This is a genomic window from Streptomyces sp. NPDC102258 (assembly GCF_055584685.1).
In genome coordinates this window covers 135759-151721 of record NZ_JBVJLO010000017.1, presented here as the reverse complement: position 1 = coordinate 151721, position 15963 = coordinate 135759, and the positions used below count along the sequence as shown (strand labels likewise).

Genomic DNA, 15963 nt, shown 5'->3' with positions numbered 1-15963 from the left:
GGCCCGGGACAGGGCACGGCCCCGTCGTACCCGCCTGCGGGTGAGGCCTCCACGCCATTCCCCGGTTCCGGACAGGGCTCGGCCGAGGCCCCACCGGCCTCCCCGGCCCCGTCCGGTGAGCCCGCGCCGTCGTACCCGCCCGCGGGTGAGGCGTCCGCGCACTTCCCCGGCCCGGGACAGGGCACGGCCCCGTCGTACCCGCCTGCGGGTGAGGCCTCCACGCCGTTCCCCGGTTCCGGACAGGGCTCGGCCGAGGCCCCACCGGCCTCCCCGGCCCCGTCCGGTGAGCCCGCGCCGTCGTACCCGCCTGCAGGTGAGGCGTCCGCGCAGGTATCGGCTGATGCCCCGTCGGCCTTCCCGGTCCGGCCCGGTGCCCCGGCATCCGCTGAGGTCCCGGCCACCCCGGCCTCCGGTGAGACCGCGTCACCGTCCCCGGTCGCCGGGCACGCACCGGCCGATGCTCCGGCGTCCGCTGGGGGCGCTTCGCCGTTCCCCGCCGCGGGGCAGGCCGGGGCAGCCCCGGGCGCGGAGCCGGCTGATGCTCCGCCCGGGGGCGGGACTTCGGCGCCCTTCCCCGGTCAGGCCGGTGCTCCGGCGCCCGTCGAGGGCCCGGCCGCCGGCTGGGCTCCCGCGTCCGGGCAGGCTCCGGCCGACGCCGTCCCGGCGGGTCAGGGTCCGGGTGGGTTCCCGGCTCCGGCGCAGAACCCCGGCCAACCGGCGGCGCCGCAGGGCTCGTACGCCCCCGGTGGTGAACTGCCGCCGCTGCCGCCCGCGTTCCCGACCTCGGGGCCGCCGCAGGGGTACGGGTTCCCGCCCGCCGGCGGGCAGCAGCCCCCGCAGGGATACGGGTTCCCCCCGCAGCCGGCCCCCGCCGACCCCCGCGCCGCCGCCTGGCCCCAGCAGCCGCAGCCGCAGGCCCAGCCGCACACCGCGCAGCCGCAGGGCCCGTACCAGCAGCAGCCCGGCCAGGGCCCCGGCGCGCCGCTCGGCTACACCGCCGCCGTCGAGCTGTCCTCGGACCGCCTGCTGCGCGCCAAGCAGAAGCCCAAGCCCACCCGCTCCGGCTTCCGCTTCGGCGGCAAGGCCGCCGAAGCCGACCGCCAGCGCAAGCTGGAACTGATCCGCACCCCGGTGATGTCCTGCTACCGCATCGCCGTCATCAGCCTCAAGGGCGGCGTCGGCAAGACCACGACCACCACCGCCCTCGGCGCGACCCTCGCCACCGAGCGCCAGGACAAGATCCTGGCCATCGACGCGAACCCCGACGCCGGCACCCTCGGCCGCCGCGTCCGCCGCGAGACCGGCGCGACGATCCGCGACCTGGTCCAGGCGATCCCGTACCTGCACTCGTACATGGACATCCGGCGGTTCACCTCGCAGGCCCCCTCCGGCCTGGAGATCATCGCCAACGACGTGGACCCGGCGGTCTCGACGACCTTCAACGACGAGGACTACCGCCGCGTCATCGAGACCCTCGGCCGCCAGTACCCGATCATCCTCACCGACTCGGGCACCGGGCTCCTCTACTCCGCCATGCGCGGAGTCCTGGACCTGGCCGATCAGCTGATCATCATCTCGACCCCGTCGGTGGACGGCGCGAGCAGCGCCAGTACCACCCTCGACTGGCTCTCCGCCCACGGTTACGCGGACCTCGTCTCGCGCTCCCTCACCGTGATCTCCGGAGTCCGCGAGACCGCCAAGATGATCAAGGTCGAGGACATCGTGCAGCACTTCGAGACCCGCTGCCGCGGCGTCGTCGTGGTGCCGTTCGACGAGCACCTGGCGGCGGGCGCCGAGGTGGACCTCGACCTGTTGCGCCCGAAGACGCGGGAGGCGTACTTCACCCTCTCCGCACTGGTCGCGGAGGACTTCGGACGCGCGCAGCAGCAGGCGGCGCAGGCCCATTGGGGCGGCCCCCAGCAGGCGCAACAGCAGCCCCAGCCCTACCCGCAGCACGCCCCGCCCCCGCAGGCCCCGCAGGCCCCGCAGCCCGCCGGCCCGTACCAGCAGCCGCCGCAGCCTCCGCAGCAGCACCCGCAGCCGGGTCCGTACGGCGGCCAGCCCTACCCCCAGCCCGGCCAGCCCTGGCAGCAGCCCCCCGGCCAGCCCCCGCGCGACCCCCGCCTCGGCTGAGGCCCGGGCCGGCCGGAGCGGCCCCGCACGCACGAAGGCCCGTACCGTCCCCAGGACCGTACGGGCCTTCCCGTGCGCGCGGGCTCAGCGCCCGGCGCCGTCGTACGCGTCCGTCAGCACCCGCGCCCGCTTCACGTCGTCCGCGATCGCCTCCAGCAGGCCGTCCAGCGACTCGAACTTCGCCATCCCCCGCACGTAGGCGAGGAAGTCGACGGACACGTGCTTCCCGTACAGGTCCAGCCCCACGCGGTCGATCGCGTACGCCTCCACGGTCCGCTCGGTGGCGTCGAACTGCACGTTCGTGCCGACCGAGATCGCCGCCGGCATCCGCTCGCCGTCCGCCGTCAGCCAGCCCGCGTACACCCCGTCGGCCGGGATCGCGGTGTGCGGCTGCGTCTCAACGTTCGCCGTCGGGTAGCCCAGCTCGCGCCCGCGCTGCGCGCCGCGCACCACGACGCCCTCGACCCGGTGCGGGCGGCCCAGGATCTCGGCCGCGCCCTCCATGTCGCCCTCGGCGACGAGCTTGCGGGCGAGGGTGGACGAGAACGGCACGCCACCGCCCGCCTCGCCGCGCTCCACCAGGTCCACGACCTCGACCTCGTAGTCGTACGTGGCGCCCAGCTCGCGCAGGAAGTCGACGTTCCCGGCGGCGCGGTGGCCGAAGCGGAAGTTCGGGCCCTCGATGACGGCGCGCGCGTGCAGCTTGTCGACCAGCACCTTCACGATGAAGTCGGCCGGGGAGAGCTGCGAGAACTCCGCCGTGAAGGGCAGGATCAGCAGCGCGTCCACCCCGAGGCCGGCCATCAGCTCGGCGCGGCGGTCGTAGGGGGCCAGGATCGGCGGGTGGCTGCCCGGCCGGACGACCTCGCTGGGGTGCGGGCTGAAGGTGACGACGACCGAGGGCACGCCGAGCGCCCGCGCCTTCGCCACCGCGCGCCCGATGATCAGCTGGTGGCCCCGGTGCACGCCGTCGTAGGAGCCGATGGTGACGACGCTGCGTCCCCAGTCCTGGGGGATGTCCTCCAAGCCACGCCAGCGCTGCACTGTGACCGCTCCTCGCCCGAACCCGTTGAGTCCCTGAACTGCTTTCCGATTGCAGGTCTAAGACTGCCATGTCCGTGGCCGGGGCCCCGCATCGGCGTCCGGCTGGGCCGCGGGCTGCCTCATGTCACCTCCGGGGCGGCTCTGCCGAGGGCCTCGACCGTGCGCCGGGCGCCGGGTCCGAGCAGGGCAGCGGCCTCGGCCCGGGCCTCCGCGAGCCAGCGGGCGACCAGCGCGCCGAAGACCGGATCGGCGCGGGACAGCTCGACCGTGCGGTGCTCGAAGACGACGGGCCCGCCCGGGGAGCGCAGCAGCCGCCGGCCGGTGCGGCGCAGCAGTTCGCGCGTACGGTCCTCGGGGCGGGCGGAGGCCGCGGCGGCGAGGGCCTCCAGGAAGGCGCCCAGGACGGCCGGATCGGCCTCCTCGCGCAGCAGTACGTCGGCCAGCTCGCCCCGCAGCGCCCGCGACGGCTCACCGCCCGGCGCGGCCAGTACGCGAGCCAGCGCGGCCCGGACCGGCGGCGGGGCGGAGCGCAGCAGCTCCAGGACGAGGGGCTTCACGACGGGGCCGACGGCCGGGCCCTGTTCCAGGCGCCGGTCGATGAACGCGGCGGCGTGCGGGGCGTCCTCGGGGCGGGCCGCGAGGTGGTCCCGTACGAGGTCGGCGGCGCGGCGGGCGAGGCCCGGGGTGGTGAGCGCGGCCAGGGCGCGGAGCACCTCCCCGTCGGCGCGGGCGCGCAGCGCGGCGAACACCGCGTCCCGGTCGGGCAGGACGGGCAGCGCGGCGACCAGGGCGGTGGCGGGCAGCCGGGAGCCGCGGGCGGGGTCGCGGAAGCAGTCGAGGGCGGCGGGCAGGTAGCGGGCCCGCACCTGGGGGTCGCGGAGCAGCACCGCGAGGGCGGTGCCGTGCAGGGTGACGTCGCCGGGACGGGCGAGCAGCGCCCGGGCGGCGCGGCGCAGCAGCTCGCGGTCGGCGGGGAGGCGGACGTGCGGGGCGGTGGCGAGCGCGTAGGCGGCCGCGGCGACGCGCCGGCCGGGGCGTTCGTCGTGGGCCCAGCGGTCGGCGGCGCGGGACAGGGCGGAGGGCTCGTCCTCGGCGAGTACGGCGAGCAGCTCGTCGGCGCGGGGGTGCGCGGCGCTCACCAGGGCCTCGGCGAGGTCGTCGGGGGCGAGGGCGCGGTGGGTGTGCAGGAGGGCCTGGGCGGCGGTGGCGACGGTGGCTCCGGGGCGGCCGCGCAGCCGGCGCTCGTCGGTGAACCAGGCGCAGACCAGGGGGATGACGAGGCGGGGGGCGCGGGTGAGCCGGCGGGCGGCGGCCTCCAGGTAGCGGTGGTCGGCGGGCAGCAGGCGGCGCAGCAGGTCGAGGCGGTCGGACTCGGACAGCGGGAGCCGGTTCCAGAACCGGCCGTCGAAGTCGCCGCCGGGACCGGCCCGGGAGACGTGCTCGGCGAGGGCGTGCAGTACGGGCAGGAGCGGGGTGGCGTCGGCGGCGCCGAGGAGGGCGCCGCGCAGCAGCCGGGTGGCCCACCAGACGCGGTCGGGGTGGACGGGGCCGTGTTCCGCGAAGGTGTTGAGGGCGCCGACCAGGCGGGTCAGGCGGTCGCGGAGCTCGGGCCGCGGCAGCCGCCGCAGGGCTTCCAGGACGGGGCCGACGCGGTGGCGGGGGACGGGCGGGCCGGGGGTGGCGGGGCCGTGGTGCACGAGGGCGTCGAGGGCGGCGGGCAGGTCGAGGTGGGTGGCCTGGAGCCAGTCGGAGAACTCCTCGTGGGCGAAGCGGTAGCCGGGGCCGGCGGGGACGAGCAGGCCCTCGGTGAGGACGGCGGAGGCCCAGCCGGTGCGCCAGGGGAACAGCTCCTCGAAGTCGGCCCGCTCCAGCTGCCCCCGCCCCAGACACCGCCGCGCCGCCTCGTGCACCCGCCCGGCCACCCGCACCGCCAACCGCCCCACCCCGGGCCCGTACACGGCCCCGGGCCCATACACGGCCCCGGCCCCCGTCCCGGCCACACCACCGGCACCGTCCCCGCCCGAGCCCCCGTCCCCGGCGCCGCCCGAGGCAGCCCGGGGGCCGGCGGCCATGTCACCGCTGCCGGTCCTGCATTCGATGCCACCGACACCCGACGCGGCCCCGAATCCGGCGCCCCCGTCACGCCACGCGGCCCCGGGTTCGGCACACCCGTCACCCCGCGCGGCCCCGGGTTCGGCGCCACCGACACGCCACGCGGCTGCGGATCCCGCGCCACCGACGCCCCACGCGGCCCGGGATCGGGCGCCACCGTCATGCCACGCGGCCCGGGATTCAGCCTCCATGTCACGCCGGTCGGCCCCGGAACCGGCGCCACCGTCAACCCAGGCAGGTCCCGACCCGGCATCCCCGTCACCCCACGCGGCCCGGGATCCGGCACCACCGTCACGCCGGTTGGCCTCGGATTCGGCGCACCCGTCACCGCGCGTGGCCCCGGAATCCGTGCCACCGACGCCCCACGCCGCCCGGGATCGGGCGCCACCGTCAATCCACGTGGCTTGGGGGGCGGCGGTCATGTCACCGCGGGCGGACACGGATTCCGCACCACCGATGCCCCGCGCGGCCCGGGATACGGTGCCCCCGTCACCCCATGCCGGCTCGGATCCGGTGCACCCGTCTCCCCACACGGCCCCGGGTTCGGCGCCACCGGCGCCCCGCGCGGGCCCGGGTTCCGTGCCATCGATACCCCGCGCGGCCCGGGATCCGGTGCCCCCGTCACCCCATGCGGGCCCGGACTCGGCCTCCCCATCAGCCCACGCGGCCCCGGGTTCCAGGTCGTTGGCACTCCCCCAGGCCCCCGGGCTGGGGCCAACGGTGTCCCTCTGGCCGCCGCCGAATCCCGAGTCCCCGGCTTCCGCGAGCCCCGTCTCGCCGGAACCCCCGGCTTTCCCGTCGTCCGCACTGCTGACGCGGCCCGGGATGACGAAGCCCGGAGCACCGGCGCCACCGAAGGCCCCGAGGTCCGGGCGCACGGCATCCCCCTGGCCCCCGAACGCCGAATCCCCGGTCTCCGCGAACTCCGCGCCGCCGGGACACCCGACGTCCGCGAAACCCGCGCCGCCGGAACTTCCGGCTTTTCCGGCGCCCGCACCGCCAACGCGGCCCGGGCCGTCGATACCCGGAGCGCCGGCACTGCCCGAGGCCCCGAAGCCTGGGGCCGTGACACCCGACGGGCCGCCGCACCCCGAGTCTCCGGTTCCTGCCCACCCCGGGCCGCCGGGGCACCCGACCTCCGCGAAGCCCGGAGCACCGACACTTCTCCGGCCCGCGGCGCCGCTGAAACCGCCCCTGCCTGGGGTGCCCGCTGAGCCCGCGCCACCAGCCGGGCCGGGAGTCCCGAAGTCCGGGTCGACGGCGCCCGCGCTTCCGTGTCCCGGGCCACCGGCGCCCCCCGGGCTACCGCACTCCGCAGCACCGGGACCGGTGAGCCCGGCACCGTCCGCTCCCGCCGGGGCGGCGGAGCCCGCAGCGCCGTGTCCCGTGCCTCCCGCCCGGTCGGCACTGCCCCCCGGGTTCGCGAGCGTCCCATTGCCCGGGCCGTCCGGGTCGCCGATGCCCGTGCTCCCGGTGCCGGCCGGGGGCGTGAAGTCCCGGTCGGCGGCATCCGTCGGGCCGCCGTCTCCGGGCAGTTGGGGCCCGGCACCGAGCCAGGTCTCGGGGTACGTGACACCGGCATCAGGGAGGTGTGACCGGTGCCCGGTACGGCCCGTACCGGAGCCCGCGTGCGCAGGGCGTTCCGGGGCTTCGGAGGCGGCATCGGTGACACCGCCCCCGCTGCCGAACGCCCGGGCACCGGCATCGGCGGGGTACGCCCGGTGCCCGGTACCGCCCGCGCCGCAACCCGCGTCCACAGGGTGTTCCGAAGCTTCGGAGGCGGCGTCGGTGACACCGCCCCCGCTGCCGGACGCCCGGGTACTGGAGCCGCCCGGGGCGCCGTCCCCGTTGCCGAATCTCGAAGTGCCGGTACCGCACGGGTACGCGGATCCCGAGGCGGCGGCCTCCGCCGGCTCTGCGCCCGCCGTGAAGCTCCGGCCGCCAGGGCCCGGCACGTGGTCGGGGGCCTCGGGGGACCCGGCCCCGGCGGGGTGTGGACCGGCCGGGGCCGGGCGCCCCGGGCGCTCCTCCCGGCCACCCGCAGCTCCCTGGCCGGCGCCGGTGGCCCCGGTGCCACCCGCAGGCGCAGCTCCTTCGAGCCGATCACCGGCCCCGGCCCCCGGCCGGTCGGCGGCGGCGATGCGGACGGCCACGCGCAGGGCCGCCAGGGCCAGGTGTCCCGCGAAGACCTCGTCACGGCCCGGGCGCCCGGCGGTGACCCCGGCGGCGCGAAGGTCCGCGAGCAGGCTCAGGGTGAGGGGATGGCGGGCGTCGGCGTCCCGCACGGCGTCGTCCGGGATCCCCAGACGGGCCCGGGCGGTCCGCGCCTCGGCCTCCGTCAGGTCCCCGACGAGCAGCGCGGGCGGCAGCCACCGGGCGGCACGGGCCGGAATGTGCAGCGCTTCGGGCGGGTACAGCGCCCCGGCCCGCTCCCAGTACTCGGGCCGGGCGGCGACGACCAGCCGGGCCCCCGTCCCGCGCAGCCATCCGGCGGTGGCCGCGGTCCACGGCGCGAGGCGGTGCGCGAGCCCCGGCGGCATCTCCTCCGGGGAGTCGAGCACCACCAGCAGCGCCCGCCCGGCGGCGGCCACCAGCCCGGCGACTCGCTCGGCCACACCCCCGGCCCCCGCACCCCCGCCGACGATCCGGCCCGCCGCCAGGAGCGCCCGCGTCACCGCGTCGGCCAGCGAGGCGTCCTCCTCGCGCAGGTCGGCCCCGCGCAGCCAGAGCGTGGGCGCCGGGCGCGGCCCGCGCGCCCGGTCGGCGGCCAGGACGGCCAGCGCGGTGGTGCGGCCGCTGCCGGGCAGGCCGACCAGGCCGAGCACCGGGTGGTCCCCGGCGGTGAAGGCCGCCAGCGCGGCGGCGATCCCGGGCCGGGGCACGGGCTCCCCCGCGGGCCCGGCTCCGCCGACAGGCGGGAACGCCGCGCCGAGGGTGGTCGCCGTCAGCTCCAGCGCGCCCGCGAGGTTGAGGTCCGCCCCGTATCCCGGCACGGTGGCGGAGTTGCGTGCGAGGAGGTCGGCGAGGGGACCGCCGGGAGCGGCCGCGGCAGCCGCGCGCAGGGGAATGGCGAAGGTCCCGGAAGCGTGGTGCTCCGAGGCGGGAGCGGTGCCGAGAACCGCGAGCACCGCTCCGGACTCCGCGTCGAGGACCGGCCCCCCACTGGCCCCGCCGCCGTACCTCAGGGCGTCCCGGCCGGCCGTGCCGATCGCCAACTCGACGGCGGCGGGCGCCACACGGACGCGGCCCCCCGCGCCGTAGCCCGCCTCCGCACCCGCCGTCAGCACCCGCGCCTGGCGCCAGCCCCGCGCGGGGAGCCGTACGTACGTCCCCGGAGCGATCACCTCGCGCATCGCGACGGGCAGCGGCCGCAGCCCCAGCCCGTCGGTGCGCACCAGGGCCAGTCCGAGCTCCGGCAGGGCGGTGATGTCCTCCGGGTCCACCGGCCGGCGCCGGTCCCCCCGGCCGTGCAGCACCACCCGGGCCGGTCCGGTGACGGCCTCGTGGCTGGTGATCACCGTCCCGCGGTCGTCAGCGACGAACCCGCCGCCGCGCGGACGCCCGGCCTCGTCGCAGACCCGCACGAGTTCCGCCGAACCCCCGCCCGCCCCGCCGGCATCCGCGCCGAACCCCCCGGGCTCCGCCCCGGTACCGCCGCTCGCACCGCCTGTGACCTCGTCCGTCATCGCCGCACCACTCCCTGCCGCGGGACCCCGTGGTCACGACGGTAGGCAAGTGAAGATCGGCAAGAAAAGCACGCGAAGCGAAAGCGCCCCCCTACGCTCCCTCCATTCACTCCGAGCGCCTGCTCGGACGGGTGAATACGGGGCTCCGGGTGGATAAAGACCTACCCGAGGGGGGTCGTGGAGCGGTGAGCAGCGGTCCATGTGCGCTCACCGCTCCACGTCAATAATCAAAACGTCGACCGAAACGTCGACCAGAACAACGACGCAAAACAACGACGCAGACGACGCCGCAAGCGACGACGTGAAACAACGACGCCTCAGACGAACACCGCGAGCGACTTCGCCTTGCCGCCCTTGCTCTCCACGAGCCCCAGCAGCTGCCCCTGCGGCCCGTACACCGCGACCGTCCGGCCGTCCTGGTACTCGTCCGGCATCTCGATCCGCACCCCGTTCGCGAGCAGCGACGCCCGCCGGGAGTCCAGGTCCCACCGCGCGAACGCGGCCGCCGCGGCCTCGCCGAGCGGCATGATGGTCAGCTCCTCCTGGAGCTGGTCCAGCGTCCGCGCGCGGTCGATCTTGTACGGGCCCACCCGCGTGCGCCGCAGCGCCGTCAGGTGCCCGCCGACGCCCAGGTCGGCGCCCAGGTCGCGGGCGAGGGCGCGGATGTACGTACCGCTGGAGCAGACCACGGAGACGACGAGGTCGACGACCTTGGTGCCGTCCTCGGCCTCCGCCTCCCGCATGTCGTAGACCTGGAAGGACGAGACGGTCACCGGACGGGCCGGGATCTCGAAGTCCTCGCCGTCGCGGGCGCGCTTGTACGAGCGCACGCCCTTGATCTTGATGGCGCTGACCTTCGACGGGACCTGCATGATCTCGCCGCTCAGCTTCGCGATCCCCGCGTCGACGGCCTCGCGGGTCACCCCGGAGGCGTCGGCCGACGAGGTGATCTCGCCCTCGGCGTCGTCCGTCAGGGTGTTCTGCCCGAGGCGGATCGTCCCGAGGTACTCCTTCTCCGTCAGCGCGAGGTGGCCGAGGAGCTTGGTGGCCCGCTCCACGCCGAGGACGAGGACGCCCGTCGCCATCGGGTCGAGCGTGCCGGCGTGGCCGACGCGACGGGTCTTGGCGATCCCGCGCATCTTGGCGACCACGTCGTGCGAGGTGAAGCCGGAGGGCTTGTCGACGATGACGAGTCCCCCGGCCTCGGGCCCGGAGGTGCCCCCGGGCTTCTTCCCTGCGTTGTCGCTCATTCGGAGGCTGCGTCCTCGTCGTCGTCCTCGTCCGGCTTCTTGTACGGGTCGGCGTCGCCGGCGTACTGGGCGCCCGAGGACACCTCGCGCACCTGGGCGTCGGAGGTCCGCGCCTTCTCCAGGAGGTCCTCGATGGTCTTGGCGTTCTCCGGGAGGGCGTCCGCGACGAAGGTCAGGGTGGGCGTGAACTTGGTTCCCGCCGCCCGGCCGACCGCGGAGCGCAGCACGCCCTTGGCGCTTTCCAGGCCCGCGGCCGCACTGGCCCGGTCCTCGTCGTCGCCGTAGACCGTGTAGAAGACCGTGGCCTCCCGCAGATCGCCGGTGACCCGGGTGTCCGTGATGGTCACGTGCGTACCGAGGCGGGGGTCCTTGACGCCGCGCTGCAGCTTCTCGGCCACCACCTCCCGGATGAGGTCCGCCAGCTTCTTCGCCCGCGCATTGTCGGCCACTGGTCCGTCTCCTTCTTATGTCTTGCAGTCAGTCTTCATCACCGTGCAGCCGCCGTCTCACCGACAGCAGCTCCACTTCAGGACGCGCCGCGACCAGCCGCTCGCAGCGGTCCAGTACGTCCGAGAGGAACCCCGTGTCCCCGCTGACCAGAGCGACCCCGATACGGGCCCTGCGGTGCAGGTCCTGGTCACCCACTTCGGCCGCGCTCACGGCGAACTTGCGCTGGAGCTCGGCGACGATGGGCCGGACGACGGAGCGTTTCTCCTTCAGCGAGTGGACGTCGCCGAGGAGCAGATCGAAGGACAGAGTCCCCACGTACATGCAGTTCCGGATATCCCGCCGGTGCGGGTTCGGTGGCCTGCCGGCCGTCGCGCGGCAGGGTCACCAGAACCGTACACGCAACGGCCGGGGCCGATCGACGGATATTCCGCCGACCGGCCCCGGGCTTACGACACGGTGCGAACCGCCTCGCGCTTACGCGCGGGGCTTCTCGCGCATCTCGTACGTCGCGATGACGTCGTCGATCTTGATGTCGTTGAAGGAGCCGAGGTTGATACCGCCCTCGAAGCCTTCGCGGATCTCGGTGACGTCGTCCTTGAAGCGGCGCAGACCGGAGATGGTGAGGTTCTCGGCGATGACCTTGCCATCGCGCAGGAGCCGCGCCTTGGTGTTGCGCTTGACCTCGCCGGAGCGGATGAGGACACCCGCGATGTTGCCCAGCTTGGACGAGCGGAAGATCTCGCGGACCTCCGCCGTACCGAGCTCGACCTCTTCGTACTCCGGCTTGAGGAGACCCTTCAGGGCCGCCTCGATCTCCTCGATGGCCTGGTAGATCACCGAGTAGTAGCGGACGTCGACACCCTCGCGGTCCGCCATCTGCGCGGCACGGCCGGCCGCACGGACGTTGTAACCGATGACGATGGCGTCGGAGCCCATCGCCAGCGAGATGTCGGACTCGGTGACCGCACCCACACCGCGGTGCAGGACGCGGATGTCGACCTCTTCGCCGACGTCCAGCTGGAGCAGCGAGGACTCCAGGGCCTCGACCGCACCGGACGCGTCGCCCTTGATGATGAGGTTGAGTTCCTGGACCAGGCCGGCCTTGAGGACCGAGTCGAGGTCTTCCAGGGACACCCGGCGGACGCGCTTGGCGAAGTTGGCGTTGCGCTCACGCGCAGCACGCTTCTCGGCGATCTGACGGGCGGTGCGGTCCTCGTCGACGACGAGGAAGTTGTCGCCGGCGCCGGGGACGTTGGTGAGACCCAGGACCAGGACGGGGGTCGAGGGACCCGCTTCCTCGACGTTGTTGCCCTTGTCGTCGAGCATGGCGCGCACTCGGCCGTAGGCGTCGCCCACGACCATCGTGTCGCCGACGCGGAGGGTACCGCGCTGGACGAGGACGGTGGCGACGGCACCGCGGCCGCGGTCGAGGTGGGACTCGATCGCAATACCCTGAGCGTCCTGCTCGGGGTTGGCGCGCAGGTCGAGCGAGGCGTCGGCGGTGAGGACGACGGCCTCCAGCAGGGAGTCGATGTGCAGACCCTGCTTGGCGGAGATGTCGACGAACATCGTGTCGCCGCCGTACTCCTCGGCGACCAGACCGAACTCGGTGAGCTGACCGCGCACCTTGACCGGGTCGGCACCCTCGACGTCGATCTTGTTGACCGCGACGACGATCGGGACGCCGGCGGCCTTGGCGTGGTTCAGCGCCTCGATCGTCTGCGGCATGACGCCGTCGTTGGCCGCGACCACGAGGATCGCGATGTCGGTCGACTTCGCACCACGGGCACGCATGGCGGTGAACGCCTCGTGACCGGGGGTGTCGATGAAGGTGATGCGACGCTCTTCGTCGTTGACCTCGGTCGAGACCTGGTACGCACCGATGTGCTGCGTGATGCCGCCGGCCTCGCCCGCGACGACGTTCGTCTTGCGGATGGCGTCGAGCAGTCGGGTCTTACCGTGGTCGACGTGACCCATGACGGTCACGACCGGCGGACGCGGCATGAGGTATTCCTCGCCGCCCTCGTCCTCGCCGAACTCGATGTCGAAGCCCTCGAGGAGCTCGCGGTCCTCTTCCTCCGGGCTGACGATCTGAACCGTGTAGTTCATCTCGCCGGCCAGCATCTCCAGCGTCTCGTCGGAGACGGACTGGGTGGCCGTGACCATCTCGCCGAGGTTCATCATCACGGCGACGAGCGAGGCCGGGTTGGCGTTGATCTTCTCCGCGAAGTCGGTGAGGGACGCACCGCGCGACAGGCGAACGGTCTCGCCGTTGCCGCGGGGCAGCATCACGCCGCCGACGGACGGGGCCTGCATGGCCTCGTACTCCTGGCGCCTCTGACGCTTGGACTTGCGGCCACGACGGGCCGGACCGCCGGGACGACCGAAGGCGCCCTGCGTGCCACCACGGGCACCGGGACCACCGGGACGCCCGCCGAAGCCGGGACGACCGCCGCCACCGGCACCGGCCGGACCGCCGCCGAAGCCGCCGCCACCGGGACGCGGGCCGCCGAAGCCGCCGCCGCCCGGACGCGAGCCCGGACCGGCCGGACGACCGGCGAAGCCGCCGCCCGCGGGACGACCGGCACCACCGGGACGGGCACCGCCCGCACCGGGACCACGGCCACCGGGGCCGCCGCCGGGACGGGGACCGGGACCACCGGCAGCGGGACGCTGCGGCATCATGCCCGGGTTGGGACGGTTACCACCGGGGGCACCGCCCGGACGCGGGGCGCCGCCCTGCGGACGGGGCATGCCGCCCGGGGTCGGACGACCCGCACCGGCACCCTGCGGACGCGGAGCGCCGCCGGGGCCGCCCTGCGGACGCGGAGCACCCTGGCCGCCACCGGCGCCGGGGGCACCGGGACGCGGGGCGCCGGCCGGACGGGGCGCCTGCGGGCGCGCCATGCCGGTGGAGCCGCCGGAGGTGAAGGGGTTGTTGCCCGGACGGGGACCCGCCGGACGGGCGCCCTGCGGACGCGGGGCCTGACCGCCGGGACGCGGGGCCTGACCGCCGGTGCCGGGGGCACCGGCCGGACGCGGGGCGCCGGGACGGGCGCCGGGCTGACCACCCTGGGCCGCCGGACGCTCCGTACGCTCCGGACGCTGCTGCGCCGGACGGGGGCCGGGGGCCGCGGCGGGACGCTCGGTGCGCGCCGCCGGGGCGGCCGGGGCCGCCGGAGGCGCGGAGAACTCGGTCGCCACGGGAGCCGCCGGAGCGGGCTTCGGGGCGGCCGGAGCCTTGGGACCGGGACGCGGGCCGGATGCGGCCGGAGTCACCGGGGCGCTGGCGGCCGGAGCCTCGGCGACGGGCGGCTTGGGGGCCACCGGCGCACCGGGCTTCGGGGCAGCGGGACGTGCCGCGGCGGCCGGGGAGGGCGCCGCGGGCTTTGCGGGCGCGGCCTTGCGGGGCGCGCCGGGCTTCGCAGCGGACTTGCCGGCGTTGCCGCCGGGCCCCTGCAGTGCGTCAGTCAACTTGCGTACAACCGGCGCCTCGATCGTCGAGGACGCCGAACGGACGAATTCACCGAGTTCTTGGAGCTTGGCCATGACGACCTTGCTCTCCACCCCGAACTCCTTGGCGAGTTCGTATACCCGGACCTTAGCCACTTCGCTCCTTTTAGGTCCGGGTTACGCCGGACCGTCGCTACTTCATGGGCGTACTCATCGCGTACTCATCGAGTGCTCATCGCAATCTCGACCTACTTCCAACTCGCGAGGTACCTGACCGCACGGGGTATCCGTGCCGTACTACTTCTTACGTCTTACGCTGTCGCCTCGGCCGGTGCGGCCAGAGCCGTGCGCAGTGCCGTCGTGTCGAGCGCTCCTGCGGACCTGAGGGCCCGGGGGAACGCTCTGCGACGGACCGCCTGGTCGAGGCAGACCTCGGCGGGATGCACGTAGGCACCCCGGCCGGGCAGCGTACCGCGCGGATCGGGGACGCATGCGTCCCCTACCGCCACGATGCGCAGCAGATCGCTCTTGGCCGCTCGCTCCCGACACCCCACACAGGTGCGTTCGGGGCATGCGCGGGCTTGCGTCCGGCCAGACACGCCTAAGTCTACCTCCCCGTAGCGACCTCACCCCTTCAGGTGAAAAATCGAACGGATGTCATGGTGATTTCTGAGGGACTTTCGAATGTTTTCGGTCCCTGTCTACCGGCCGGGAACCTCCGGCCGGTAGCGATTTATTCCCGGCCCCGGCCCTGACCGCGGTCGTGACGGTCCTGGTCCCGGCCCTGGTCCCGGCCCTGGCCGCGGTCCTGATGGTCGCCGTCGCGGCCCTGGCCGCGCTCGCCGTCGCCCTCCGCGGACTCCTCGGTGTCCGGCCGGATGTCGATGCGCCAGCCGGTGAGCCGCGCGGCGAGGCGGGCGTTCTGGCCCTCCTTGCCGATGGCCAGCGACAGCTGGTAGTCGGGCACGGTCACCCGCGCCGAGCGCGAGTCCCAGTCCACGACCTCGACCCTGCTCACCCGGGCGGGTGAGAGGGCGTTCGCGACCATTTCCGCCGGGTCGTCCGACCAGTCGACGATGTCGATCTTCTCGCCGTGCAGCTCGGCCATGACGTTGCGCACACGGCTGCCCATCGGGCCGATGCAGGCGCCCTTGGGGTTCAGTCCGGAACGGGTGGACCGGACGGCGATCTTGGTGCGGTGACCGGCCTCGCGGGCGATCGCCGAGATCTCGACGCTGCCGTCGGCGATCTCCGGGACCTCCAGCGAGAACAGCTTCTTCACCAGGTTGGGGTGGGTGCGCGAGAGGGTCACGGACGGACCGCGGACACCCTTCGCCACCCGTACGACGTACGCCTTCAGGCGCAGGCCGTGCGTGTACTCCTCGCCGGGAACCTGCTCCTGCACCGGCAGGATGGCTTCCAGCTTGCCGATGTCGACGAGTACGTTCTTGGGGTCCTTGCCCTGCTGGACGACGCCGGTGATGACGTCGCCCTCGCGGCCGGCGAACTCGCCGAAGGTCAGGTCGTCCTCGGCGTCGCGCAGACGCTGGAGGATCACCTGCTTGGCGGTCGTCGCGGCGATCCGCCCGAAATCCGACGGCGTGTCGTCGAACTCCTTGGGCTCCTGGCCCTCTTCGAGGTCCCTCGGGTCCTCCGTCGCCCACACGACCACGTGACCGTTGGTGCGGTCGAGCACGACGCGGGCGCGCCGGAAGCTGCCCTCCGTGCGGTGGTACGCGATGAGGAGGGCCGACTCGATCGCCTCGACGAGCAGGTCGAAGGAGATCTCCTTCTCCCGGACCAGACCCCGCAGGGCACTCATGTCGATGTCCACG

The 15963-nt window shown here is 74.8% G+C and carries 9 protein-coding genes; 1 reads left to right on the top strand and 8 read right to left on the bottom strand.

All coding sequences use genetic code 11. From position 1 onward, the window contains the following. Positions 1 to 2133 (top strand): MinD/ParA family ATP-binding protein (locus ACZ6ZT_RS26050; RefSeq protein WP_469722335.1); only part of this gene is annotated, 2133 nt, incomplete at its 5' end. 84 nt (positions 2134 to 2217) lie between these two features. Here ACZ6ZT_RS26050 and ACZ6ZT_RS26045 read toward each other — a convergent pair. From ACZ6ZT_RS26045 to nusA, 8 genes are all read right to left on the bottom strand, one after another. After that, positions 2218 to 3177 (bottom strand): bifunctional riboflavin kinase/FAD synthetase, encoded by a 960-nt coding sequence (locus ACZ6ZT_RS26045; RefSeq protein WP_469722334.1) that lies wholly within the window; start codon positions 3175 to 3177, stop codon positions 2218 to 2220. Between the two features lie 119 nt (positions 3178 to 3296). Continuing rightward, complete coding sequence (locus ACZ6ZT_RS26040) at positions 3297 to 8975, bottom strand: hypothetical protein (RefSeq protein ID WP_469722333.1); 5679 nt, start codon at positions 8973 to 8975, stop codon at positions 3297 to 3299. A 317-nt stretch (positions 8976 to 9292) separates the two neighbouring features. Beyond that, complete coding sequence (gene truB, locus ACZ6ZT_RS26035; protein ID WP_469722331.1) at positions 9293 to 10225, bottom strand: tRNA pseudouridine(55) synthase TruB; 933 nt, start codon at positions 10223 to 10225, stop codon at positions 9293 to 9295. Then, positions 10222 to 10674: a 30S ribosome-binding factor RbfA gene (gene rbfA / locus ACZ6ZT_RS26030; protein ID WP_469722330.1), complete on the bottom strand. Its 453-nt coding sequence runs from the start codon at positions 10672 to 10674 to the stop codon at positions 10222 to 10224. Before rbfA ends, truB begins: the two co-directional genes overlap by 4 nt. A 28-nt stretch (positions 10675 to 10702) precedes the next feature. Continuing rightward, complete coding sequence (locus ACZ6ZT_RS26025) at positions 10703 to 10996, bottom strand: DUF503 domain-containing protein (protein ID WP_391697787.1); 294 nt, start codon at positions 10994 to 10996, stop codon at positions 10703 to 10705. A gap of 153 nt (positions 10997 to 11149) precedes the next feature. Beyond that, positions 11150 to 14284 (bottom strand): translation initiation factor IF-2, encoded by a 3135-nt coding sequence (gene infB, locus ACZ6ZT_RS26020; RefSeq protein WP_469722329.1) that lies wholly within the window; start codon positions 14282 to 14284, stop codon positions 11150 to 11152. Between the two features lie 155 nt (positions 14285 to 14439). Next, entirely contained in the window at positions 14440 to 14727 is a 288-nt protein-coding gene (locus ACZ6ZT_RS26015; protein WP_469722327.1) for a YlxR family protein, read from the bottom strand. 134 nt (positions 14728 to 14861) lie between these two features. Continuing rightward, positions 14862 to 15962, bottom strand: coding sequence for a transcription termination factor NusA (gene nusA, locus ACZ6ZT_RS26010; protein WP_469722326.1), 1101 nt, complete (start codon positions 15960 to 15962; stop codon positions 14862 to 14864). Between the last annotated feature and the right edge of the window lies 1 nt (position 15963).